Source organism: Parasphingorhabdus litoris DSM 22379, assembly GCF_020906275.1.
Taxonomy (GTDB): domain Bacteria; phylum Pseudomonadota; class Alphaproteobacteria; order Sphingomonadales; family Sphingomonadaceae; genus Parasphingorhabdus; species Parasphingorhabdus litoris.
In genome coordinates this window covers 1,323,800-1,347,678 of record NZ_CP086727.1, presented here as the reverse complement: position 1 = coordinate 1,347,678, position 23,879 = coordinate 1,323,800, and the positions used below count along the sequence as shown (strand labels likewise).

Below are 23,879 nucleotides of genomic sequence, written 5' to 3'. Positions count from 1 at the left end.
TATTCTCCGGATCGGATAATACCGCCGGTACTTGGGCCTAGAGATAACCGCAGCCCACCGGATGTGCAAGGGTTTAGCGATAAAGCCCACTTGCCAGATGACATTGGAAAACGCTTGACCACCCCCTGCCTGCGGACTATTGCGCCCCCCGGCACTCCCCTGTCGTATAATGGTAATACCACGGACTCTGACTCCGTTAATTGAGGTTCGAATCCTCACGGGGGATCCAGTTTTAATCAAGCTAATTCAAAACCTTACTGGAATAGCCTCATTATTTTCATAACTTACCTTGAGTTCCACTGAGTTCCACTGAATACTGCTGATTTCTAAGCAATTCCAATTGCATGCAGCGCCTCCGTGGAACATGGATGCAACATAGATTGATTGATGGAATCCGGGGGTTACGTTATTCATGAGTGAGCAAAAACGCACATTTTCACAACGTCAAGGCATCGTAGAATTACCCAGCCAAATGAAGTTGCGAGAGATCGACAACATCATGAAGTCTAAGCTTTGGAGAGCGTTTCGAACGTCATTAGACGCTCACCAGGTTTTTCGTCAAAGAGGTGATCCTCCGCTGAGATCACCTTGGAATGAAATATGGGAAAGCTGGGAAATTGAATATCTGGAAAACATGGTAGATTCACCAGTTTTCTACCGGTCTCAGGTTGGTAATCAAATCAAAGTTTATATCGAACATCAGCCCTATAACATCGTATTTGATTTTATAGAGTTCGTTCTGCAGCATCAAGATTGTCCGTTCGATCTTAGTATAGATTTGCACCAGGTTTTCAGGGAATGTCGGCCAGCTTATCACATAATCGATGAAATGATCGTTCCGGTTTCCGAAGAAAGCGAAGTCGAAGGCATCAAAACTGCGGTCTCAGAAATAAATTCATCACCGGCCATGGGCGTCAAAACTCATATGGCAAGTAGCACAAAGCACTTGCGAGCTGGCGATTGGGGCTCTTCCATCCGTGAAAGCATAACTGCAGTTGAATCAGCCGCACGGTTTGTTGCGCCAGGCACCAAAGACCTCGCCGGCGCTATGGTAGCGCTAGAAAAATCTGGACAGCTAAAGCACCCCGCCATGAAACAGGCTTTAAGCAAGCTATATGGGTATACATCGGATGAACAAGGTATAAGGCATGCCTTAGTTTTTGCGGGTACGGCTGACGTCGACGAGTCTGAGGCAATATTTATGTTCGGCGCTTGCGCATCTTTTGCATCGTATCTGCTTAAGTTTAGTCCACCGGACGATTGAGCACCTAAAATGTCTTACCTGACACGCACGGCTCTTTTGGGACGAAAATAGTATGGAGACATTGCAGATGCTACCAATCGACACTTTTGTAACAACGCACTTTTTTGAACTATCGGAAGGTGATGTAGCGTACGCCTTAGACTACGATCAATCCATCTGCATGGTTGGAACGGCAAATGGATTCACGATCGCGGTATTCCCTGAACTCGAGGATCAAAAATTCGTCACTGGAGAAACCGAACATTTTGAGGGATTAGGTCACGTTATAAAGAATACGAGCCTAGTAGTTGATCACCACACCGTCGAAAAATATCATGGTATGGCCGATCCTATTGGTTCTATAGTTGTTCTTCGTGGACAGATTTTTATTTGCGCCAAGGCGAAGAAAAATGCTGAAAAAATTCTCGTGAAGATAGGTGATTTGGATACCGACAAGCATTCAATGCTAGCTGTCGCCTATCCGAAATGGAGTATTGTCGTTCCAGATCTAAAGGACACACAAACTCTTTTTTCGACATCAACTTAATCTGAAACATGCGAATTGTTGCTGAGGTTCTCTTACAATAACATAAGAGAAATCATCATCTTCTAGTTACGACACCACATCTATCGGCCACCCGGAAGCATGAAACGGCTTTGTGCGTCGGATACCGTGCTGACGATAGTAGATGGCAGATCACGTTTCATTTCTTCGAGACGCTGCTCAACACGCGCCAATGCAACTGAATCTGCTCCGTCTGCTGAAATTGGAACATTCATATGAACGGTAGTGCCGGCACTTGCCATTTTCCTTTCCATCTGGCGTGTTTGAGAGGCTGTATGGATCCGTGAACCGCGCGGAAGGCTGACCAGTTCTTTGCCGTTTTCGCCTACTTCTGTGAAACCGCCCGGAAAATATTCGGTGCCGACAGCGTTGCCGCCACCAAAAAAACCGCCGAGCCCCTGAAGAATAGAACCGAATAGTCCGCCCGATCCGGCGCCACTTCCACCACCTCCGAATGTAGGTAAGCTGGAATCGAACAAGAGGTTTTTCAGGGGATTGAGCAGCGTCAGTCGGATCATGTCATCGGCAATGTCCTGCAATACCCGCTTTCCAAGATCACCAAAGTCATTCCAATTCTGTAGATCAAACACGGTGTCTACGAATTGCTCACCAGTTTGGCGTAACGCATCCCAGTTTTCTTGCTGTTGTCGCAAAGCCTGAGACTGACGATCGATCTGCTCGTTTTGCTCCAAAATCTGTTGGCCAATATCAGCTTCCACATCAACTCCGGCACGGCGCATATTGAGTATCAATTCCAGCTTGTTCAGCTGTACCTCGCGCTCAACGGATGTTTCACCAATTAAAGATCGTTCGACGCGCAGGATCTCGAGCCGCTCGTCATGATCAGCCAGAATGCCCTGCGTGAAATCAATGAGGTTTTGTTCACGATCAGCCCGCTGCGTGACGCTATCCAGGCCAGAAATTGCGAATGCACCGGCCCTAGCATCAATACGCTCATTTTTCGCCTGTGTGCGGAGCTGAACGGCTTGCTCAGTGGTCAAACCACCATTGGCTGGCCCAGCAGCTTCTAGCCGGCTGATCTCCTTAATCTTGGAACGATACTCTTCGGTGATTTTCAACAGCGGGTCATTAGCTGTGAGGAAGTTAAGAACTGACTTGGCATTCGCCTCTTGAGTCCGCTGTAACTCTGCTGTTGCCCGAGCCGCAAGCGCCAACCTGTCTCTTTCTCCCCCCGCCCGTCCGGAGCCACTTGGCTGCCTGAGAGCATCTGGCAGGGACCTTGTGTCTAGTGCCTGATCGATCAAATTAGCCGTATCATCTTTGAAGTCAGCTGAAATTGCATCAACAACTGCTTGCTGAAATTCCGAGCGCGCAATGCCCAGCTGCTTAAAATCGACTCCTTCGCTTTCTCGCAATATCCTGTTCAATGATTTGTTCCGTTGCGCTCTGTCCTTAACCTCCAGCGTATCGCGGAATGAATTTATGAGGGTCGCCTGTTCAAACCCGATCGGAGAAATATTACCGGTGGCAAGCCGACCAAGTGCCTCTCCTAATCCCAATCTTCCAGTATTCGTCGCTGCTGATCGCGCGGCTTGTCGTTGTTGCAACGCTTCGCTTCTGAGCGTTATGGCAGCCAGCCTGGCGTTCGCCTCAAGTAATGCATTCTGTTTTTCAATTCTACCATTGGCTAAATCGAACATGTCGCCCAGGACCGACTGGGCCTTGCCAAGGCCATCAGCACCGGCCTGAGCAGCTTGCGCAGCTTCTTCTACTTCATATAACTTAGAGACCATTGAGCCTAGGATGGCCGTGCCGCCGATGATAAGAGCGCCCCAAGGGCCAGCAATAAAACGTGCAACTTTTCCTGCAGTTCCCGTTTCACCGAGCCCCATGGACAATGCACTGGCTGTCTGCCCGCCCTGCTGAGCCAAGATGACTAGAGGATCTACACCGAGAGCGAAACCTTGGGTAATGTCCTGAAATTGGAAACCGAGTTGGTTATATGCAGCACGCTGCTGACCGGCTGATACAGTTCCGCGCCGTTGAGCATTTGTAAAGGCATCCAATTCCGTTTTCGCCCGAGTTTGAATATTTGTGAACTCTGCTGTGCTGAGAGCTCCTTGCTTGCGTAACTGGGTAGCTTCTCGGATCGCTTTGTTATGTCGCTGTTGAGCTGCAAATAAGGGATCAAACTGAGACAGCAACCTGGATCTAGAAGCGGCCATTTGATCTTGCGAGCGAATAAATGCTTTCATTGATGCTTCAGCAGATTTGAGCTGGGATCCGGAACGGCTTAGTCCGACGAAGTCATTTATTTGACGCTGCGTATCTGTTTGTGAGGCACCCATTCGTGCCGCCCGACGTTCCAGCCGCTCGACCGCTGTTTCAGCAATACGCATGTCTCGGTTAAATGCAGCGGCCGTTCTTTTTGAACTTGCTTCTCCAGCTTCTCCGACGCTCTTCCAGCTTTTGAGAATTGCGTCTTCACCAACGGCCTTCAGCCGATATGCAACTGATTGTCTTGCCATTGGTCCTTACTCCCAAAGTTCAAAAGTTCACGGGAAAGTTCAAAAAGGGCGAGTACTTTTGAACTTTTAGTTCATAATTCAAAACCTGGTGGGTGTGCGAAGACGTCGCACTACGCCCCACCGCAATTCACTTGCCCTCCAGAAAGGACCCAAACGATTAGTGGGGCAGAATGATGAGGATGACGAAAAACATTCATCCTGCCCCGGTCCGAAGCGCCAACCGGCAAGTTAAACGCCAGGATTCTTGAATGCTCCACGCCAGTCGATGAACGCACAGCCAAAGTCGTGATAAGCACGGTAACCAGTACCCAGGTGATCCCAGGCTTCTTTGATCTCAATCTTGGGAGCAAATTCATCATTGAGATATGCATATTCCAATGACGTGCTCATTTGAGGATCACCGAAAACGTACCATGGATCACTATCCAGCCGCGGATCGACCAGAGGCACCAGCCGCCCCGCGAACGGATTAGCAGAGCTAACCTGCTCGGGATGCAGCGTGGTGGCTACCAACTTCTCAATCGTCGTTTCATGCTTCGCACCCGACAGGATGAACCGCGGCTGCACATTTACAGGCGTTCCATCCTGATCGGTTTGTGAGCGCAACGCCAATCGCGCAGCGCTGAGCCTGTCAATGTCCGGCGCTCCTGCCGATGCATCAAGGTTGGCGTGTTCTGTACTGAACACCGGATTGCTGTCAGCCATGGGAGGGTTGGCATTCAAAAGATCCGCCATCAACAAGGCTTCGCGCTCTGCGCCAGCTTTGGCAAGTGCGATCATGCTGTCAGCGAATGCCCCAAGGTCGTCATTGATTATGGCCTGGCGAGATAGCCCAAACCGCTTGGCATAGGTTTTGACCCGGTAAGTTTCCTTCCTAGACTTAAAATAGCCGAATTTGATTTCTGAGTTCTCAGGTAGCTCATCCAAGGTACCTATACCACTTAGATCGATGCCTGTGATTTCCCTGAAATCTGCGGCACTTTGCCTGCGGCCGACCTGCTTGATGGGAGATTCGAATGCTGCAAACTTCTCCTGCAGAAACCGGTTTCCGCTGGATTCCAAAAGCGCCGGTAGCGTACCCACAGCGTGGTTGCCAGCCGGATAATGCGAACGAGACGCATCTGGTTCCCACGCCACAGCGATTATATTCGTTGCCGACATTCGATGAATGTCGCGATGACCACGCCGAGAGATGATCTCGCCGGCCATCTGAGGAACGGACAGCCCCATAAATTCACATGCCTCTGGAGCAGGCTCTGACCCACTCATTCGAGCGTAAAGGGCATCCGACATAGCCTGGGCCAAAAAAGAAGGGTTATCGTAGGTGGGTTCAGTGAGGACTGCTCCGGCACTGCCGCGAAATCCACTTGTTGCTGCATTCTGCTCCTCCCCCGCAAATTTCATCAGTGCCTGGCGAGCGGCCTCTATAGAAACTTTTCCCGCTGAGTTTTTCCTGACCAATTCTTCAGCCTTTTTTCTTGTATTTTGACCAAACGGTGCCGCTGAGCTCACAAAATCTATTGCCTGTTCAGAACTAAAACGTGTGGTCGTCGTATCTTCGGTTTGTGATATAATATGGGTCATTGCGTTGGGCTCCATTGATTTTTGAGAGTGGTTTGAAAATGAACGCACAGCGGCTTGCGGATCTGCAGGAACACTGACCAGGCTAGCTTCGAGAAGCTCCCAGCCGGTTGCAGTACGAATTTCGGGATCATCCCCACTTGGTTTGGAGATTTTCCATTGCGTGACGCGATAACCGATCGAGATACCGGTTAGCTCACCCCGACTGACCATTCCTTCTGCATTCCGGCCGGCATCGGTGTCCGCAAAGTTAATGGTGCCGATCAGTGCTCCATTTTCAATGCGACAGTTTGTGATTGAACCCAGCACTGCATCGATCGACGACTGATTGTGGGAATCGAGAAGTTTGACGCCCAGGCTTTTGGCGCGCCCCAGGTCAATTGCTTGTTCAGATATTTCGAGGTTTTCGATGTAACCCCAGCGAGGCACGCTTGCACCCTGAGAAAGAACGGCATCAACAGTCCTGCTTTTTGCGTCGTAAGTCGCAGCTGAGAGCGTCGCCTTGCGTGTCTCTTGGTCTTGGCCTGCTTGAACTAGCCATGTGTCTGAAATTGCATCCATGGCGTGAATATGCAGTGCGGCATTTCTGGTGTCGCCGGACATGTTGGGACATGTTGGGGCGAATCAGGGCAATCAGTTTCTGAGGATACCTGTATCAGTTTCATCCGGCCGGTACCGTGCTTGGTATAAGATTTCGGTAATCTGGGTTTCAGTGTACCCGATCCGGCCGCCTGGTGTTTTTGTGTAGGGCACTAATTGTTTGTTACGCCAGTGGCGCAGTGTCCGGGGATGTACTCCCAAACGCTGCGCCGCCTGTGCTTCAGAGAAGTCGAAAAAACTCACTGCACTGACTCACCTTCTGGCCGTTGCATCCAATCAATAACTGTTGGGCCAATCAACCCAATCAGGCTCTCATAGGCTCGATCGCGGCCGACATCCTTCTCGATGACAACAGTTGCTGCCATAATTAGCGCAGCCGCTTGTTCAGATCGGTTTGGTGTTAGCAATGTCGCCTGTTTAATTAATTCCGCGGCCATTCCGCCGTTGATTGCTACCGACTGAGCGATTTCAGCCAATTCCTGAATATTCTCGTTTGTCATGTGTCTTATCCCACGCTCCGGTCGTATCGATTGATTGCATCTGTCCCATAGTTAGACTTCCAGTTTGCAAGAGTTGGATTCACAAGAGCCATGAACGCATGATAGGCGCCTTCCTCTCCGTATTCCCATTCAATCGCGGACATCGCGGCCGTCATCAGCAAGGATGCCGGTGCTGCATGATGAGAGGTCAAAAGCCTTGCCTGATCGTATAGCTCCTGAGCTAACTGACTTTTGCGTTCGATGTCGGCAATATTATCCAGCCGCTCTCGGGTAAATGCGCCGAAAAGCTGCTCTGGTTTTACCGATTCCAAATCGTTTTGGTTTACAACTCTGTGATTTTTAACTAACTTTTCCATGTGTAGAACATCCTTTTACACTGGGCTGGAGCGCTTTTGATCGGGAGCTTCAGCCATTTTAACATCTGGCACCATTACCGGATGAATTCCTGGATCGAGTGGAACGCTTGGCCGTCTGATTTTCGATCGCCAATGCTCCCTGTCCTTCTCTGATGATGCCCTGGCGGCTCTTTCCTCGCACCAAGCATTCCATTGATCGTCAGATTTAAAAGCGCGTTCACTTTCCTTTGGCAATGTATTGCCATCCGGCCGACGATCATTTCGAACCCATTTGCGCCACGCTGCAGACCAGTCTGATCTGATCGCGTTATTACCACTTGCACCGATCCAGTGGTCGCGAAAGTCTTCACCAACTGCATCAATCGTTGGATCGCCCCAGCCGCGCTCTTCTCGGGCATATGCCCGGCACTCATCATCAGGTTTCCAATCAGAGGAGAGGCGCGAACCGCGCGCGCTCTTCTTTTCTTCTTTAATTTCTTTACCTTCTTCTTGTGTGTGCCCTGACTGTGCCCCGGCTGTGCCCTTAACTGTGCCCTGACTGTGCCCTTCGGTATGTTGAACATTCTGATATTTGTCGTAATTACATATAGTTAAGACGGTTCCAGACTGTGCCCTATTTGTGACTGCCATGTGCCCTTTTTCAAGCCTATCGAGGAACCCTCGAATTCTCTTCTTCGACCAGCCGAATACGCTTTCTAATGATGCTAACGAGACATGGATTTGTCCACGTTCTAGAGGTATCATCTCTCCCTTGTAATTATACCTCATGGTTTCTTTCCATGCGGCATTTTCAATTAACCAAACCCATGCCGCGCGCTCGCAAAAAGGCTCATTCTTAAACAGATCGCAATCAGACCAGCCGCGATAAAGTTTTATGAAACCGCTCATAGTATCGATGGAATCGGTAATTGTACGCTGTTAAGGTCGCCGCGCATCAAAAGATCTCCAGACAAATATTGGCGCATCGAGACGATTTCCTATCTTCTGTGCTTCACATTCCGCTAACCGAAGACTGTCACGAACGATTGTCGGCTGACGCAACCCCTCAGGCACAACCATCACCCAGAATTTTCCGTATCTCGGTTGAACCATTACCCGCGGATTTTGATCATGCGGTCTGGACATCACCCAAGCCTGAAGAAGTTTCTGATTGAAAGGCCGCATCAATTTCCGATTTTCGGAAAAATAGTCTGCGACCCATTCTTATGACCGGCAGACGACCGCTGTTTGCCATATTGTAAACCGAACGCGGGTGAACGCCTATGTAGTCAGCTGCCTCTTGGGCACCATCAAGCAGATCTTGATTCAGCATTATCATTATCTCCAATAAGTCCTAGTATTAACACTAACCTTTATTTACTTTGAGATTATGATTGTCAAGCCCTAGTATTAACGCTAACCCTTACTTTATCAGGAGACTACCATTTTGGACATTAAGTACGGACAAATAGAGCAACTGCTAATGGACATCCATGGCATTGCCCCCGCGAAACTGGGAGCCTTGCGATCGCGATTAAAGCATTTTCGACGCTTGGGATTTCCAAAGAAGATCGATACAGGGCCCGGCATCCACGTATCTTATGGTGCAAAAGAAGTTTTGTTTCTGGTGTATGCTTTTCAATTGATTGAGCTTGGTATGGCGCCAGAGAAAGCAAAAAATCACATTAATGCGATCACCAGTCTGCTGGTCAGAGCGGCAGGTCACATTGGTAGTTACCTTAGAGAAGAAAACTTCGATCCAGTCGCCACCGATGTAATGAAGATCCGTTTTGATCCTAATGGATTGGAGCTTCTCACAGTTCTGGCAGATATTACCCGCAAACCAAAGCTGGCCGATGAAAGATCATTAGCTGACACCTGGCTTTATAAAGGAGAATGGCCAAAAGAATCTGGTCTTGGAGTAATCAGGTTTGCAGAAATCAACATCACGGCGTTGATGTTTGAAGTAGCTGGGCGTTTTGATACCGCGGAAATCGTGCCAGCGGTCGAATTTGGGAAATCGCTAGTCGATTGGGCAAAATCAGAGGGTTGGAAACCCGCTGAAGAAAAAGCCTTGATATGAGCAGCATCCGGAAACGCACTTGGTATACAGCAACGGGCGAAACAAAAAAGGCATGGCTCGTAGACTATCGCGATAGCGCTGGCAAAAGGCGTTTCAAGCAATTTAACCGAAAGAAAGATGCTGATGCATGGAGGGTCAATGCAAGCTTCCAAGTCGCGCATGGGATTCACACACCAGATAGTCAGAGTATAACTGTAAGCGAAGCCGCGAAGCTATGGCTCGATCGTTGTCGTTCGGAGCAGTTGGAAACTACCACAATAGCAGCCTACGATCAGCAAGTTCGGCTCCATATCGAACCTCTTTGCGGCGAAGTTAAGCTATCTCAACTGACGACCCCCATGGCTGAAAACCTTCGGGATAAGCTTGCGCGCCGCATGTCACGACCTATGGCCGTCAGGGTCCTAAGAGCACTTAAAGCGATAATTTCTGAAGCCCAACGAAGAGGATTGGTCGCTCAAAATGTGGCGCTCGGAGTTAAAATATCACGGAAAGATCGCGAAAGGCCAAAACCAAAAATACCTACCAAAACCGAGCTTGCCGAAATACTGACGGCTTCTGCATCATCCGAGCAGCCGATGGTTCACCCTCTTGCCTGCCTGCTTGTTTTTGCGGGCCTTAGGGCATCAGAATTGAGGGGGCTGGCTTGGGCCGAATTGGATCTTAAAAATGGAACAGTTACGGTTTCTCAGCGTGCGGACGCGGCTGGCAATATCGGGCCTCCCAAATCAAAAGCAAGCTTTCGGTCGATACCTCTACCTAAGATGGCTGTTAAGGCGTTGAAACGCTGGAAATTAGCCTGCCCTCCGGGTGACCTTGTATTCCCATCCCCTACCGGTAAAGTTATGTCCCACCCTTATATGGCAAGAACCCTCATGGGGCCGCCCCAGATAGCATCAAAAATTGTCAAACCTGGCCTATCCTCTACCCCCCGCTTCGGTCTCCACGCGTTCCGCCATGCCGCAGCTTCCCTTTGGATCGACCAACGCGTGAATGCCAAACGGGTGCAAGTCTGGATGGGCCATGGATCCATTCAAGTCACCTTCGATACGTATGGGCACTTGTTCGAACAGGTCGATCAAGATAACGAGATTGCTAACGCTGTGGAGAGGTCCATTTTCGCGGACGCAACATAAATGGAACATGGATCGGTATACCTAAGGATTCCGTAAAGTCAAAAACGGACTCTGACTCCGTTAATTGTGGTTCGAATCCACACGGGGGATCCAAAATTTGGGGGCCAAGGTGGGGAATTACAGACTGGTGCTGGTCACGTGACGCAGATGCACGAGCCAGCGGATCACAATGCAGCCGACGGTGCTGCAGCAGACAATGCTGGTGAAACAACCATCAGCTTTTCATTGGGTCTGGCCGATTTCCTGGGCGCCAATAATATCTCAATTGGCTTCACGTCCTACCAAACCGGGCGACTCTATTTGGTTGGCCGCGGACCGGAAGGCAAGTTAGCGGTTCACGAGGCGCTATATCCACAAGCAATGGGCGTCACCGCCAATCAAAGCCGTATATATCTTGGCACGTTGACGCAGATCGTCCGGTTGGAAAATGTTCTGGCAGCGGGACACCTCGCTAATGACGTACATGACAAAGTCTATGTTCCGCGCAACATGCAAACAACGGGCAATGTAGATATTCACGAACTGGGTATTCGAGAAGACGGGCAGATCATATTCGTTAACACGCTGCATAATTGTTTGAGCGTTCCCAGCATAACGCACAGCTTCAAGCCTATTTGGAAACCTGATTTCGTTACGGACCTTGCGACCGAAGATCGCTGCCACCTCAACGGATTGGCCATGGTCGAAGGGCAACCAAAATATGTGAGCGCGGTGTCGCAATCAAATGTGAAAGATGGCTGGCGTGATAAACGGCATGATGGCGGTGTCATCATTGATGTTGAGGACAATGCCATATTGGCGGACGGATTGTCGATGCCGCACAGTCCGCGCTTTCATGTTGGCCGCATATGGCTATTGAATTCAGGAACCGGGGAATTGGGCTGGTTACACCCCACCGACCATGCATTTACCCCAGTTGCCTTTTGTCCGGGCTTTTTGCGGGGTCTTGAATTCCATAATGACCACGCCTTCGTAACGCTATCGAAACCGCGCCATGGGCATTTTGAGGGACTGGCACTGGACCAAAAACTTGCGCAGGCAGAAACGATGGCCTGGTGCGGTATACAGATATTATCACTCGCTACTGGAGAAGTTGCGCAATGGCTGCGCTTCGATGGTCCGATCACGGAACTGTTCGACATCTGCATCCTACCTGGCGTGATTAATCCAATTACCTTGGGGCCTCAATCTGATGAAATCCGAGATTTTATTACGGTAGAACAGCCCGATTGGTAAGGTTCCTTCTCAGCGGTTCTTGTTTCTTATTCGATATCAGCCGATCAATGTGTTGCTGCTGTGATAAATAGTTACCTACAAGCTTAAAAACCCCGCCCAATTGCCGTTCTCATTATCAGGACCAACAAATTTGGACGGAAAAATGCAACAACCGCACAGCGCAAACGAATATCATACTCCGCAAACTGACGGCAGACATGCGGTTCGCGAGGCTGTGGAAGCCGAGATTTTCATCAGACAGTCGGATTCCCAACTTTTCCGGGCTACGCTTTCGGATTTGTCAGTGTCTGGTTTCAGAATGACAAGCTACACCCATCTCGATCCAAAGAAATTGGTCTATATCCGACTACCTGGGATCCAGACGCTCAGTGCGACCATCAAATGGGTGGATTATCAGGATTATGGCTGTGCTTTCACCAATGATCTACACCCCGCGGTGCTCGAACATCTTATCAAAAAATTGCGTGAATTCGGGTGAATGAACGATATCCAGTTCCCAACAAGAGCTGTTATTCTGCTTCGCCCGTTTTGTCATATTTCATTTCCAGATAACGACCACGGATAGACAGATTATCGATATCACCTTTCGCGATTTGTTGGGTGACACCTGAAATTTCTTTCTCAATCAAAGACAGACCGTTGATCAGCTGTTCATCGGGAGAATTCCCGCTGTCATTGCTTTTTTTACGCATCGGCTCCGGAATAGCACGATAGCCAGAGATGAGTTCAGGTAGATGTTCCCCCATCAACTTGCGCACCTCATAAGCCGCCGGTTCCGCTTCATCGAGTTTTTGCAATTGCGGTGACAGCATATCGAGCTGAGTGCCAATATCATCAATGATTTTCACCGCTGGTCGCGGCAAAGCCGGGCGCTGTGCCTCAAGCCATATCTCTGTCTTGCCAGCAAGCGTTTTGAGGTCGGACTGCACCAAAGTAGATGGTGTCGGGATTTTCATCTTCGGGTATTTCATTGCCGCCCAGATGCCGCCTGCGATCAAGCCGGCGGAGATCATCACCCCCCAAAAACCAATGCCATTCAATATGCCGCCAACAATACTCGCTCCAACCAGCACACCAGCCGTAACCACTGCGGCGCGGGCCAATTTCTTTCGGAAATAGCCGCGTTTCAGGCCCTTGGACCGCTCGCCGATGGATTCTGCAAACTTATAGCTGCGATAATAGTTCGCGGCATTGTCATAAATCTGCTGATTGCTCTCGGTCATGCGTCTTATTCCTCAAGCGCGCTTAACGGGTTCTCGGATGGCGCTTCGAGAGCCGCCTTATCCTGTCCTTCGGCCCGCGCTATATATCCTTTGGATTTCTCGATCTCGCCAGACAAGCTGTTGACGGTGGTCTTCATATTTTCCAGCGCCTTGATCTTGAACGTGTCGATATTGTCCATCGTGTCGTAAACATTCTGGAACGCGCGTTGCAGTGTTTCCAGCGGTATGGTCGCTGACGCGGCTTGCTCATGAATCTCTGCCGTCTGGTTTTTCAGCATGTCACCGGTGCTGTCGATAATACCCGCCGTCGTGGTGTTTAGCGCCGTTACCTGATCCAGCACCAGCTTCTGATTGGTCAATGCCTGGGCCACGGTCACACCGGTACGCAGCGCGCTAACGGTGGTTGTACTGGCGCGATCAACGCCCTTAACCAGTTCGACATTGTTTTTCTTGACGAGATCCAGTGCCAGATAGCCCTGCACAGTAACCGCCATTTGGGTCAGCAAATCCTGTGTCCGCTGACGGACATAGAATAGCGCGCTTTCCCGGAGCGCTTTTGCTTTGGCCGGTTCGGTCGCATCCAGTTCGGCTGCCTTATCTTCCAGACGCTGGTCCATGACCTTGGACACGTGGATCATCTGCTCCAATCGGCCCATGGCGGCCCACAAATTTTTGCGTTCCACGTCGATGGCCGCATTATCCATCAACAGCTCATCTTTACCGCCCTGCAATCGGGTCAATATCGATGAAATATGTCCCTGCGCACTCTTATACCCATCAAAATAATTGCGCAGCTTGGAACCAAAAGGAATGATGCCAAATAATTTGCGTGGCGCGAGCAGATTGCCGCGCTTACCTGGATCCAGGTCTTCTACCGTCCGGCGAAGCTCGGTTAGATCTGCACCGATACCGGATTCATCATCCATCGTGCGAATGGGACGGTCCAGAAAACGGTTGGACTGCCCAGCGGCATCGGAAATTTCTTTGCGGCCCATATTAGTGATTTGGTCAACTTTTTTGCCAAATTCCGGGCTATTTTCATCCTGCGCAACAAGATCGTCGATAAATCCATCGACTTTCTCTTCCAACTTCGATTTGACCTCATCGCCAACAGGAACAAGTCCAGCCGCCTTGGTCGGTGAAACGGCAACAACCGGATCAGGGGGAGTCAGGGTCAAATCTTCGGTCGCAGTAATCGTCTCAGTGGCCATTGGCTCAATCTCCATATAGCTGTCTCTAGCGCAGCGCTCCCATCATAAATGGATGCAAATGCAGCACTTTTCAAGCGTTTCCAGACTGTATTACTAAAATAGTACAGTTAATGCAAGATTACTCGGTAGCCTTCCCTTCTTTTCAAAGGTTTGCTCAGCCGCAAATGGTTATCCCTGCAGGGCCGATTCCACGCTTGGTGTTATCCGTTCAACAATGATATCAATGCCCTCAGCATTTGGATGAATACCGTCAGGCAGGATCAGGTCCGTACGCCCCACCACACCGTCCATGAAAAAGGGATAGAGGCTGGCTTCATATTTTTTCGCAAGTGCTGGATAAATCACATTGAACTGATCACTAAATTCTTTCCCGAGATTGGGTGGGGCCAGCATGCCGGTTAGCATCACTGGAATGTCACGGTCGGATAGCTTCTTCACCATCGCTTCCATATTAGCACGTGTCTCCGATGGTTTCAGCCCACGTAATAGATCATTGCCGCCGAGGCCAAGCAGGACCAAATCCGGTTTTCGGGACAGGCTATCGAGCACGAAATCCATCCGCCGCAAGCCGGCTGCAGTGGTATCCCCTGACACACCAGCATTATGAACCTTTACATCTTGTCCCGCTTCATTGAGCGCTTTTTGCAGCTCTGGCGCAAATCCTTCGTCGGGCGCCAATCCATAGCCCGCATAGAGGCTGTCACCAAATGCCAATATCAGTGTTTCTGCCTCGACATCAGGCTGTTCCGAGCTTTCACTCACCGCTTGCTTTTCTTCAACCTCAATAGAATTTTCGTCTAAGGCCGGACTACAGGCAATCAAAAGTTGAAGAATTGCAAAGCAAAACCCATATGTCATAAACCTGTTCAACATTCGGATACACCTTCCCACCATGTTACAAAAAACCGCCGCAGACAGCGACGCCGCTAATACTAAGCCTCATATTGCCATTGATGCGCAAAATGTCACCCTCTCTTTAGGAGAAGGGGATGCGCGCGTGGATATTTTGGGCGGTATCGATCTGGCGATTGAGTCCGGCACGACCGTGGCCTTGCTGGGGCCATCGGGCTCCGGCAAATCCTCGCTGATGGCGATATTATCGGGGCTGGAGCGCGCAACCGGTGGGACGGTCAATATCGCTGGTGCCGATTTTGGTGCGATGAACGAAGACGAACTTGCCATCGCGCGCAGAGGCCGGGTTGGCATTGTCCTGCAAGCCTTTCACCTGCTGCCGACCATGAGTGCACTGGAAAATGTCGCAGTCCCGCTGGAATTAGATGGCCAAGCAGATCCCTTTGCTATCGCAGCCAATGAACTTGACGCGGTTGGTCTCGGCGATCGTCTTGGCCATTATCCCACCCAATTGTCCGGCGGCGAGCAACAGCGTGTTGCCATTGCCCGGGCCATGGCATCGCGACCTTCAATCATCTTCGCTGACGAGCCCACGGGCAATCTGGACGGAGCAACAGGGGAAATCATTATCGAACTGTTGTTCGAACGTCAGAAAGCCAGTCAGGCCACATTGCTTATCATTACGCACGATCCCGAACTGGCCAAACGCTGCGACCGTATCGTCGAATTGCGTGATGGTATGATCGAGAAAGACAGCGCGCAAAAGCTTGCAAAATCATGAGCGCTAGCCTCTCCAAAGCATGGACCATTGCTCGGCGTGACCTGCGCGGACGCTTTGTTGGCTTGCGTCTGCTTATCGTCTGTTTGTTTCTGGGCGTAGCTACGCTGGCGGCGATTGGCAGCCTGACCAGCGCTATCACCGATGAACTCGCCAATCGTGGCCAGTCGATACTGGGTGGTGATTTGGAAATTTCGGTCGCCCAGCGCGAAGCGACGCCAGCAGAACTGGAAGCTCTGAAAGCGACCGGCGAACTGTCCGAAACGTTGCGCATGCAGGCCATGGCGCGCCTGCCCGATGGCAGTGACACACAATTGGTTGAGTTGAAAGGCGTCGATGCCCCCTATCCGCTTTATGGCGATTTTACGTTGGAAGATGGCACAAATGCGCCGCCACTTGGATCCAGAGAGATATATGTCACCCCTGCCCTGATCCAGCGACTATCGCTCGCTATTGGCGATGAAATCGACTTTGGCGAAGCGACATTTACAGTGAGCGGTGTGATCGGTGATGAACCTGATCGGTTAAGCGAAGGCCTCTCACTCGGGCCGGTTGCCATCACTTCACTGGAAGCGTTGCGTGCCACCAACCTGATCCAGCCTGGCAGCCTTTTTCAGAGCAAGTATCGATTGAAGCTTCCTTCTGAAGTCGATCCCGCCGAACTGGGTGAAGAGCTGGAAAAGCAATATAAAAACGCTGCCTGGGAAGTGAAAACCCGCGATAACGGCGCCCCCAGCACGCGGCGCTTCATTGAACGCATGGGGCAATTTCTGACCCTCGTCGGTCTCGCATCTTTGGTCATCGCTGGCATTGGTGTCGGCAATGGTGTCGCGTCCTATTTGCGCGGAAAACAAGGTGCAATCGCAACGCTCAAGATATTGGGCGCGGATAGCGCGATGGTTTTCCGCATCTATATGTTCCAAATATTGGCCGTGGCCTTGGTGGCGATAATCGCCGGTTTGCTTGTCGGAGCCATTGCCCCTCTTGCGATCATTCAGATCGCTGGCGACGTTTTACCGATCAGGCCAGAATTTGCGCTCTACCCGCTACCGCTGATTGTCAGCGCTGCTTATGGGATATTAATCGCCATTATCTTTGCGCTGCCGCCGCTCTCACGTGCCAAATTGATTCCAGCAGCCGGGCTGTTTCGTGGTGAAAGCCGGTCATGGCGGGAAATTGACAAGCCGACATGGATTGCCGTTACTATTGCTGTCGCTGCGATTGTGGCGCTGGCCGTCGGAACCGGACGGGAACCGATTTTCTCGCTGGCGTTTATCGGCGCTGCGCTTGGAATATTGCTGTTACTCAGCCTGCTCGGCATCTTGATCCGCTGGCTGGCCAGCAAAGCCCCGCGCCCCAAACAACCCCTGCTCCGTTTGGCGTTGACCAATCTTCACAGACCGGGTGCACAGACTGGTCAGTTGGTTGTCGCCTTGGGATTAGGGCTCACATTATTTGCGACCCTTGCCGCGATCCAGACCAGCTTGACCAACGAAATCCGATTTAGCGTTCCGCAACAGGCACCCAATTTCTTTGTTCTCGATATTCCGGTGGAACGCGCCGACGACTTTAAAAACCAGGTCACTGCCAACGCCCCCGAAGCCGAAATCAACATCGTCCCGACGCTACGCGGCATTATCACCGAATATGGCGGACAAGTGGTTGCGGAACTGGACGAATTGCCGGAAGGCGCCTGGGTGCTGCGCGGGGATCGCGGTCTGACCTATAGCGGCGAGCTTCCCGAAGGCAGTGAAATTGCCTCCGGTGAATGGTGGCCGGCCGATTATGATGGCCCCCCGCTGGTGTCGGTTGACGAGGAACAGGCAACCGCATTGGGACTCAAGGTCGGTGACAGCCTGACCGTCAGCTTGCTGGGCGTGGAGATTAAATCCACGATTGCGTCGCTACGCAGAATTAACTGGCAAAATTTCGGGTTTAACTATGTGCTAGTTTTTCCGCCGAACGTATTGGCCAACACACCGCATAATGTCGCTGCCACCATCCAGCTGGATGAGAGCAAGGAAGACGGCCTGCTCGGATCACTGCCGCGCGAATTTCCATCCATCTCCATGGTGAAGGTGAAGGAAATCGCATCGCAGATCGGCACGATATTGGACCAGATGGCGACGGCTATTGCCTCTGCTGCCTCCATCGCGATATTCTCTGGCATTGCCGTCTTGATCGGTGCCATTGCGGCTTCCCGTCAATCCCGGGTTTATGACAGTGTGATCCTGAAACTGCTCGGGGCGACCCGCTCACAGATATTGTCGGCGCAAGCAATTGAATATGCCGTGTTGGCATTGCTGTTATCAGCGGTAGCGCTCGGCCTTGGTCTGCTTGCCGGATGGTTCGTTATCACGCAGATATTCGAATTTACCTGGCAGCCGGACTGGATGATAGTGATGGTCACTCTGGCGGTTGGTGCAATTATGACGTTAGGCATTGGCCTGTTGGGATCGATACCGGTTCTGTCCGCCAAACCAGCACGAGCACTGCGCGAACTTTAAAACACCAAGTCAGATATTCGATAGTTTTACGGCCATCGGAGCCGATAGAATAAGGCTCGAGAGGTGATAGAATAGTAGCGGGATCAGCAATAGGCCGGCTGATTCCGGTGGAAATAATATCGCAGCCAGCGGTGCACCAACCGCTATACTTTTTTGGGCCCCGCCAAAAAGCAGCGCCTTGCGATCATTGATTACAAAGCCGGAAATGCTGCCCAACAACCAAGCTCCGCCAAAGGCGAATATCAGCAATACTGCGATTGCCAAAGCGACGATCAGGAACTGATCACCCGGCACCTGCTGCCAAATACCCGCCACGACTGCGCCGGAGAAGGCAACATATACGGCCAGGCTGATCGCAATCTTGTCGGACCATCCGACAATGCCCTTATATTGCGCGGCCCAGGAACGCGCCCAATGCTGAATGAGTTGACCAATTGCGAAAGGCAAAAGCAGCATGGTCATGATCTTGATGAAAGACGCCCCCGTGATCACAATACCGACCGAACTAGCCAACAAGGCGAAGAACACCGGTGTGATGATTATAGAGGATAAGTTCACGGTCGCCGCGGCAACCACCGATGCACCCACATTCCCTTTGGCGATTGCCGTATAGCTTGCCGCCGATTGGATAGTGGATGGTAGGCAGCCGAGATACAGGAAGCCTGCGGCAATCATTGGTGCGATATGGCCGTCCAATAAGCGCGACAGCACAAGCCCGGCCACAACCATCGCACCAAAGACAAATCCAAAAACGGCTGACTGCAATCGCCAGTTGCGAAAACCGGCCACCACCTCTTGCCGATCCAAACGAATTCCGTGAAGCAAAAATATCCAGAAAATCCCTGCCGAAACCGCGAATGATGCAATCGGTTCGGCCGACCCGCTAACCGGGAACAAGGTAGCTAACAGGACGGAACCCCCTAGCAACCAGATAAACTTATCCGTTAAAATCAGCCGTATAGTCTGCATTACGCCTTTGCCCATGCGCTAGTGCGGTGTCTGACGCAAGGGAAACAGAAAGCAATGTCGGAAAACTATCGGCCAATCCGGTGCCAGATCGCTCTGGCTAAATCGACCGTTAGCTGCGGCGAGGCTTTGAGCACCGTTGCCGGGTGGTAAGCAAAGGCTTTGCCAAGGAGATTCACATCAAAATGATACCAGTTTGACAATATGCGCTGGACCAAAGCCTTCGCGCGCAAAGCCTTGTCATCTACATGCTCCAGTTCCCGAACCAATACGCTCGATACCAATTTCCGGATTTCCTCGCTTCGCTGGTCCGTCAGGCTGCGCTCATGACGGCGATAGAGATATAGATCTGTATCCACCGGTTTCATCTGAAAATGATGAGCCGCCCGCATCCAATAATCATAGTCTTCCGCGCCAAATAGCGTTTCGTCATAACCTCCTAATTTTTCCGTAACATCTTGGCGATAGAGAAACGCTGCTCCCACGGGATTGCCATACCAGCGATCCTCCATCGGACGCGGCGGAATATAACGTAATATATTCTCGGCATCATCGATCACACTATAACCAGCATAAACGACGCCGATATCGGGGTCACGTTCCAACCTCTCGACCAACTCTGCCAGCATGTTGGGCCGCAAAATATTATCGTCGCTGGTCCAGCTGTGTAATTTGCCCCGGGCTTCGGCAAACCCGCGATTGAGCGATGCTGGCAATCCCAAATTCCGGCCGTTGCTCAAATGTCGGATACGAGAGTCTGCAACAGCATGGCCCACAATAATCGCGTCCGAGCCATCCGTGGACCCATCGTCCACGCAAATCAGTTCCCACTCACAATATTCCTGCTGCAAAACCGACCGGATGGCACCATCAAGGTAACGAGCGCCATTATATACTGGCATCACGATAGTAACCAATGGATCGCGAGAACTATTTGATGGCATGGTTCGGATCGTCATACCTATCTATATTGCGGACAAGATAGCGGATATTCTGACTTAAGTTAACTATTCGAAAAACGCATATTGTATTTTGGGGGCGCAGCAATAGAGAATATCAAAGCCGGTTTCTGATGTTGCGGCGCAGCACGAAACAGGTTAAGGGCGCACGCAATATAAGGCGCGGCGGTAAAGCCCCCTTTCCTCTCTTACGGCAGAATTTGATATGTCTCTTCGCAATATAGCCATTATCGCGCACGTTGATCACGGTAAAACCACTCTTGTAGACCAGCTTTTCCGCCAGTCTGGCACCTTCCGCGACAATGAGCGTGTCGAAGAACGCGCCATGGACAGCAATGATCTGGAAAAAGAACGCGGCATCACGATTCTTGCCAAATGCACCAGCGTTGAATGGAAAGGCACACGGATTAACATTGTCGACACACCGGGCCACGCCGATTTTGGCGGCGAGGTGGAGCGTATTCTGTCTATGGTAGATGGCGTTATCCTGCTCGTTGACAGTGCTGAAGGCGCGATGCCTCAGACAAAATTTGTGACCGGAAAAGCACTGGCCCTTGGTTTGAAGCCCATTGTCGTCGTCAACAAGATTGATCGTCCCGATGGCCGTGCCGAAGAAGTACTTGACGAAGTGTTTGACTTGTTTGTCAATCTCGACGCCAATGACGAGCAACTGGACTTCCCATCTTTGTTCGCCAGTGGCCGCAATGGTTATGCTGGCGACACGCCGGAAGTCCGTGATGGCGACCTTTCGCCATTGTTCGACAAGATTGTCGAACATGTGCCGGAGCCTGATGTTGACCCGGATGCAGATTTCAAATTCCTGGTCACTCTGCTCGATCGCGACAATTTTGTTGGGCGTATCCTGACCGGTAAGGTCGAAAGCGGCAAGATTGATCTGAACGCGCCGATCCATGCGCTTGATATGGACGGCAATGTTGTAGAAACTGGCCGCGCGACCAAGATCATGGCCTTTCGCGGACTGGAGCGCGTTCCTGTGGACAGCGCCAAGGCGGGAGACATTATCTCGCTGGCAGGTTTGACCGACGCTACCGTGGCCAACACCATTTGTGATCCATCAGTCACCGAACCTATTGCAGCTCAGCCGATTGATCCACCGACCCTGTCGATGAATTTTGCCGTTAATGACAGCCCGATGGCAGGCCGTGAAGGCGATAAGGTCACCAGCCGCGTGATCCGCGATCGTCTGTTGCGTGAAGCAGAATCCAATGTGGCGATCAAGATCACCGAAAGTGATGACAAAGACAGCTTTGAAGTTGCCGGACGCGGCGAATTGCAGCTCGGTGTTCTTATCGAAACCATGCGCCGGGAGGGTTTTGAACTATCCATCTCCCGTCCCCGCGTTCTCTATCGTGAGGAAAACGGCGAACGTCAGGAACCCTATGAAACTGTCGTTATTGATGTGGATGACGAGCATGCCAGCACGGTGGTTTCCAAGATGCAACGCCGCAAGGCAGAGCTGACCGAACAGCGGCCATCCGGTGGCGGCAAAACGCGTCTGACGTTTAGTGCACCATCCCGCGGGCTGATCGGTTATCATGGGGAATTCCTGTCTGATACACGTGGTACCGGTCTGATGAACCGGCTGTTTGAGAAATATGGCCCCTATAAAGGCGTTATCGAAGGTCGCCCTGTCGGCGTGCTGGTTTCCAATGGCACCGGCACCGCCATGCCTTATGCGCTTAACGCTCTGGAAGAGCGCGGTATCTTGTTCATTGGCGGCCAAACGCCTGTGTATGAAGGCATGGTTATCGGCGAAAATGCGAAGCCAGGCGATCTTGATGTTAATCCGATGAAGTCAAAGCAGCTGACCAACTTCCGGTCCACCGGTAAAGATGATGCTGTTCGGCTCACCCCGCCAAAGATCATGACTTTGGAACAGGCCATTGCCTATATCGACAATGACGAATTGGTCGAAGTAACGCCTCAGAATATTAGGTTGCGCAAGCGCTATCTCGATCCCAATGATCGCAAGAAGGCCGCTCGCCGCGCCGAGGCGGCCTGACGCCCGCTATCACATTTCTATCACGCTGGTTCGACGACGAATATCTCGCCGTCTGAATCAGCGAAATAGAGATTATTCTGATTGTCGATACCAAAGGTGACGATCCCATCAATGGTGCCCAAATCAGGCTCAAAATCAGCATTCAACAGCTGATATTGCCTTGATGCAACCGGGTTTCCGCCCGTTAGGTCGAGATCGGCAGCCTCAATCGCCCAGACATTCCCGCTTTCTCTGTCAGCGAAAACATATTTTCCCTCAAGGCCAGTCACAGGACCTTGATAGACATATCCGTTGGTGACCGATCGCCCTTCGCGATCGCCGTCACCTTTCCGATATTCGGTTATTGGTGCCGTCACACGCCCGGTCGGTTGACCCTGAAACGGCCTCGTACCTTCAAAAAACGGCCACCCGAAATTGGTGCCGCCGCCGTCAAGCGGAAGAAAATTGACTTCTTCAAATGTGTTGGCACCATTGTCACCGAAAAGCAGGCCCTGATTGTAGAAAGTCGCATTGGAAGGATTTCGCATGCCCAGTGCAAAGACAAACGGATTACCGCCACCGTTGCGAAACGGGTTGCCTGGAGGGACCAGAAAGTAAGATGGCGCCGCACCGGCAAAAGGATCCGGATTGCGGCGTAGGCGCAAAATCTTGCCCACCTGGGTGTTGGGATCCTGTGCTTCATCGAACCGACCGGCATCCCCAACACCGATATAGAGCAGACCGTTTGAGTCAAAATCAATCCAACCGCCATAGCTACTGTTTATCGGTGATCGGTGTATGATGGTAAGGCGCGTGCCGGTACCCAAAAGCCCTTCTGGTGCGGTTCGCGGGATGCGGCGGATAGTGATATCACCACGAACACCGAGTGGCCGGCTTCTTGTCGCCGCAACAAAAGCCCAATAGATATTGGACTGCGCAAATTCAGGTTCAACCGCCAATCCCAGCAAGCCGCCGTCACCCAATGTACTGACATTATTCAATGTCCGGTCCAACGTGCGGTTGCCCGTGGCCAGATCAAGCAGATGTATCCGCCCTGCCCGCTCGGTGATAAAAAGCCTATTTTGTCCAGGGATCGCCTCAATAGCGGTTATATCCGACAGACCAGTGGCAAGACGCCGAACGCGGATGCCCTCTCGATCATTCTCCACCGTAATCCTAAGATCCTGCGTATCGCTTGCTTTTCCGTCACTCACACGGGCGGTTAGCCGGTAGATATTGTCCTGATCATCATCAATGGGCAACTCAAAATCTGGAGCAGCACGGAATGTCAGAATGCCGGCGGATGAAATATCAAAAGCACCAGCATCACGACCGGAGATCGAAAAGCTCAATGTGTCACCATCAGCATCGGTGGCCTGAATTGTGATAACCGAAGTCTCATTTTCCGTGACATCCGCAGTCGCACTTGATGTTATCTGCGGCGCTGCATTTCCATCTGGTGGCATCACTACCGGTGGTGAGGAATCGCCATCACCACCGCAGGCAGCCAATACAAAAACTGCACCAACGAACAGAAATCGACGCATCTATCAATGATCCTTAATTGCGGGGAGATAATGGTATAAGGGCGCTTGGAAGCGAACAAAACAGATGGG

22 protein-coding genes, 1 tRNA gene and 1 pseudogene are annotated in these 23,879 nt (G+C 51.3%); 11 read left to right on the top strand and 13 right to left on the bottom strand.

The window, feature by feature from the left end; genetic code table 11:
- Window positions 1-155 precede the first annotated feature (155 nt).
- The 3 genes from BS29_RS06550 (at window position 156) to BS29_RS06540 (ending at window position 1,790) form a co-directional block, all read left to right on the top strand.
- Window positions 156-229: transfer RNA gene (locus BS29_RS06550), tRNA-Gln, on the top strand.
- A 183-nt stretch (window positions 230-412) separates the two neighbouring features.
- On the top strand, window positions 413-1,264 hold the full coding sequence (locus BS29_RS06545; RefSeq protein WP_229956403.1) for an AbiJ-NTD4 domain-containing protein: 852 nt from the start codon (window positions 413-415) through the stop codon (window positions 1,262-1,264).
- 52 nt (window positions 1,265-1,316) lie between these two features.
- Window positions 1,317-1,790: a hypothetical protein gene (locus BS29_RS06540; RefSeq protein WP_229956402.1), complete on the top strand. Its 474-nt coding sequence runs from the start codon at window positions 1,317-1,319 to the stop codon at window positions 1,788-1,790.
- An 80-nt stretch (window positions 1,791-1,870) separates the two neighbouring features.
- Here BS29_RS06540 and BS29_RS06535 read toward each other — a convergent pair whose 3' ends face one another.
- From BS29_RS06535 to BS29_RS06510, 7 genes are all read right to left on the bottom strand, one after another.
- Window positions 1,871-4,297: a hypothetical protein gene (locus BS29_RS06535; RefSeq protein ID WP_229956401.1), complete on the bottom strand. Its 2,427-nt coding sequence runs from the start codon at window positions 4,295-4,297 to the stop codon at window positions 1,871-1,873.
- A gap of 228 nt (window positions 4,298-4,525) precedes the next feature.
- Window positions 4,526-6,481 carry a prohead protease/major capsid protein fusion protein gene (locus BS29_RS06530; RefSeq protein WP_229956400.1) on the bottom strand — a complete coding sequence of 652 codons (1,956 nt, stop codon included), beginning with the start codon at window positions 6,479-6,481 and terminating at the stop codon, window positions 4,526-4,528.
- 30 nt (window positions 6,482-6,511) lie between these two features.
- Window positions 6,512-6,721 (bottom strand): MerR family transcriptional regulator, encoded by a 210-nt coding sequence (locus BS29_RS17555; RefSeq protein ID WP_407673756.1) that lies wholly within the window; start codon window positions 6,719-6,721, stop codon window positions 6,512-6,514.
- Window positions 6,718-6,978, bottom strand: a complete 261-nt coding sequence (locus BS29_RS06525) for a hypothetical protein (protein ID WP_229956399.1) — start codon at window positions 6,976-6,978, stop codon at window positions 6,718-6,720. The genes BS29_RS17555 and BS29_RS06525 overlap by 4 nt, the downstream gene beginning before the upstream one ends.
- 5 nt (window positions 6,979-6,983) lie before the next feature.
- Window positions 6,984-7,334: a hypothetical protein gene (locus tag BS29_RS06520; protein WP_229956398.1), complete on the bottom strand. Its 351-nt coding sequence runs from the start codon at window positions 7,332-7,334 to the stop codon at window positions 6,984-6,986.
- Between the two features lie 15 nt (window positions 7,335-7,349).
- Window positions 7,350-8,222 (bottom strand): hypothetical protein, encoded by an 873-nt coding sequence (locus BS29_RS06515; RefSeq protein ID WP_229956397.1) that lies wholly within the window; start codon window positions 8,220-8,222, stop codon window positions 7,350-7,352.
- 220 nt (window positions 8,223-8,442) lie between these two features.
- The gene (locus BS29_RS06510; protein ID WP_229956396.1) at window positions 8,443-8,646 is read right to left on the bottom strand and encodes a helix-turn-helix domain-containing protein; all 204 of its coding nucleotides are present in this window, start codon (window positions 8,644-8,646) and stop codon (window positions 8,443-8,445) included.
- Between the two features lie 150 nt (window positions 8,647-8,796).
- Between BS29_RS06510 and BS29_RS06505 the strand changes: the two genes are divergently transcribed.
- The 5 genes and pseudogenes from BS29_RS06505 (at window position 8,797) to BS29_RS06485 (ending at window position 12,243) form a co-directional block, all read left to right on the top strand.
- Window positions 8,797-9,396: a hypothetical protein gene (locus BS29_RS06505; RefSeq protein WP_229956395.1), complete on the top strand. Its 600-nt coding sequence runs from the start codon at window positions 8,797-8,799 to the stop codon at window positions 9,394-9,396.
- Window positions 9,393-9,701 (top strand): annotated as a pseudogene (locus BS29_RS06500) (tyrosine-type recombinase/integrase); the annotation flags it as partial. The gene BS29_RS06505 and the pseudogene BS29_RS06500, both read left to right, overlap by 4 nt.
- A gap of 33 nt (window positions 9,702-9,734) precedes the next feature.
- A complete protein-coding gene (locus BS29_RS06495) occupies window positions 9,735-10,529 on the top strand; it encodes a tyrosine-type recombinase/integrase (RefSeq protein ID WP_229956804.1) in 795 nt (264 codons plus the stop codon).
- A gap of 147 nt (window positions 10,530-10,676) precedes the next feature.
- Window positions 10,677-11,765: a TIGR03032 family protein gene (locus tag BS29_RS06490; protein WP_229956803.1), complete on the top strand. Its 1,089-nt coding sequence runs from the start codon at window positions 10,677-10,679 to the stop codon at window positions 11,763-11,765.
- 142 nt (window positions 11,766-11,907) lie between these two features.
- Window positions 11,908-12,243 carry a PilZ domain-containing protein gene (locus tag BS29_RS06485; RefSeq protein ID WP_229956394.1) on the top strand — a complete coding sequence of 112 codons (336 nt, stop codon included), beginning with the start codon at window positions 11,908-11,910 and terminating at the stop codon, window positions 12,241-12,243.
- 31 nt (window positions 12,244-12,274) lie between these two features.
- Here the strand turns inward: BS29_RS06485 and BS29_RS06480 are convergent, their stop codons facing one another.
- The 3 genes from BS29_RS06480 to BS29_RS06470 all read right to left on the bottom strand — a co-directional run bounded on the left by BS29_RS06480 (window position 12,275) and on the right by BS29_RS06470 (window position 14,961).
- Window positions 12,275-12,988, bottom strand: a complete 714-nt coding sequence (locus BS29_RS06480; RefSeq protein WP_229956393.1) for a hypothetical protein — start codon at window positions 12,986-12,988, stop codon at window positions 12,275-12,277.
- 5 nt (window positions 12,989-12,993) lie between these two features.
- The gene (locus BS29_RS06475) at window positions 12,994-14,199 is read right to left on the bottom strand and encodes a toxic anion resistance protein (RefSeq protein WP_229956392.1); all 1,206 of its coding nucleotides are present in this window, start codon (window positions 14,197-14,199) and stop codon (window positions 12,994-12,996) included.
- A gap of 168 nt (window positions 14,200-14,367) precedes the next feature.
- Entirely contained in the window at window positions 14,368-14,961 is a 594-nt protein-coding gene (locus BS29_RS06470; protein WP_326838499.1) for an arylesterase, read from the bottom strand.
- 130 nt (window positions 14,962-15,091) lie between these two features.
- Here BS29_RS06470 and BS29_RS06465 point away from each other — a divergent pair, with 130 nt between their 5' ends.
- Window positions 15,092-15,832, top strand: a complete 741-nt coding sequence (locus tag BS29_RS06465; protein WP_229956390.1) for an ABC transporter ATP-binding protein — start codon at window positions 15,092-15,094, stop codon at window positions 15,830-15,832.
- Window positions 15,829-18,336, top strand: a complete 2,508-nt coding sequence (locus tag BS29_RS06460) for an ABC transporter permease (protein ID WP_229956389.1) — start codon at window positions 15,829-15,831, stop codon at window positions 18,334-18,336. Before BS29_RS06465 ends, BS29_RS06460 begins: the two co-directional genes overlap by 4 nt.
- Window positions 18,337-18,345: 9 nt before the next feature.
- Here BS29_RS06460 and BS29_RS06455 read toward each other — a convergent pair whose 3' ends face one another.
- Entirely contained in the window at window positions 18,346-19,305 is a 960-nt protein-coding gene (locus BS29_RS06455) for a bile acid:sodium symporter family protein (protein ID WP_229956388.1), read from the bottom strand.
- Between the two features lie 65 nt (window positions 19,306-19,370).
- Window positions 19,371-20,261 (bottom strand): glycosyltransferase family 2 protein, encoded by an 891-nt coding sequence (locus BS29_RS06450; protein ID WP_229956387.1) that lies wholly within the window; start codon window positions 20,259-20,261, stop codon window positions 19,371-19,373.
- 205 nt (window positions 20,262-20,466) lie between these two features.
- Here BS29_RS06450 and typA point away from each other — a divergent pair, with 205 nt between their 5' ends.
- Window positions 20,467-22,284, top strand: coding sequence for a translational GTPase TypA (gene typA, locus BS29_RS06445; RefSeq protein ID WP_229956386.1), 1,818 nt, complete (start codon window positions 20,467-20,469; stop codon window positions 22,282-22,284).
- Between the two features lie 20 nt (window positions 22,285-22,304).
- Here the strand turns inward: typA and BS29_RS06440 are convergent, their stop codons facing one another.
- A complete protein-coding gene (locus BS29_RS06440) occupies window positions 22,305-23,810 on the bottom strand; it encodes a PQQ-dependent sugar dehydrogenase (protein WP_229956385.1) in 1,506 nt (501 codons plus the stop codon).
- Between the last annotated feature and the right edge of the window lie 69 nt (window positions 23,811-23,879).